The sequence below is a fragment of the Microvirga sp. P4_G7 genome, assembly GCF_056401005.1.
This window is the reverse complement of the sequence record NZ_JBFUKD010000985.1, coordinates 1-1,033: the sequence shown is the minus strand read 5'-3', so window position 1 is coordinate 1,033 and position 1,033 is coordinate 1. Positions and strand designations below refer to the sequence as shown.

The window sequence follows — 1,033 nt, the reverse complement described above, 5'->3', positions numbered from 1 at the left end:
ACGTTCGCGCGCAAGCTTGCGGGCCAGGCCGTTTCGCCGGCCGGCGAATTGCGCGTGACCACGAACGACAGCTTGCTGGTCCACCTGCTGACACCACTGTTCGCGCGCTTCAGCAAGACATACCCCGATCTGCGGCTCGACGTCGTGCTGGCGAACCAGGCGCTGAACTTGTCGAAGCGCGATGCCGATGTTGCGATCCGCGCTACAGACGCACCGCCGGAAACGCTTGTCGGCCGTCGCGTGGCGACGATCGCGTGGGCGATCTACGGACGCGCCGTCGACTTCCCGCACCCCGAGCGCGTCGACGTCTCGACTTTGTACGATCGGCATTGGGTTTCGCTCGGCGACAACCTCGCCAACCTCAAAGCCGCACGCTTCGTGCGCGATCACGTCGCCGCTGAAAAGATCGTCTACAAGGTCAACACCGTGCTCGGCTTGTCGGAGGCGGTCGAAGCGGGCATTGGCATCGGACCGTTGCCTTGCTTCATCGCGAGTACGCGTCCGGACATCGTGCGGCTGACGGCGCCCGAACCTGAATTCTCGGCCGGCTTCTGGCTGCTCACCCATCCCGACCTGCGCCAATCGGCGCGCGTGCGCGTGTTTCTCGATTTCATGGCGGCCGAAATCAGCAAGCAGCGCCGCGTCATCGAAGGCGTCGCCTGAAAACTACTCCGCAGGCTGAAGCGCCGGCTGCCGGTCCACCGGCTTCTCCTGGATCGGCAGATTGATCACCGCCGAGATCACGCCGAGGACCACGGAGAGCCACCAGACCAGAGTGTAATTGCCGTAGATCTCGTAAAGCGCGCCGCCGAGCCACACGCCCAGAAAGCCGCCGACCTGGTGCGAGAAGAACGCAAATCCGTACAGCATCGCCATGTAGCGCGTGCCGAACATCAGCATCACCAGAGACGAAGTCGGCGGCACGGTCGAAAGCCACAACAGACCGATTGAGATGCCGAAGAGGATCGACGTCACCGGAGACGGCGGCAACATGATGAACACGGCGATGGCAAGCGAGCGACCGAGATAGATC

At 63.3% G+C, this 1,033-nt stretch carries 1 protein-coding gene and 1 pseudogene; one reads left to right on the top strand and one right to left on the bottom strand.

Annotated elements, in window-relative coordinates; translation table 11 throughout:
- The coding region (locus AC1DT3_RS22405; RefSeq protein WP_477467372.1) for a LysR substrate-binding domain-containing protein at window positions 1–663 on the top strand (663 nt) is incomplete at its 5' end.
- Window positions 664–666: 3 nt separating this feature from the next.
- Here the strand turns inward: AC1DT3_RS22405 and AC1DT3_RS22400 are convergent.
- Window positions 667–1,033, bottom strand: a pseudogene (locus tag AC1DT3_RS22400) (MFS transporter); the annotation flags it as partial.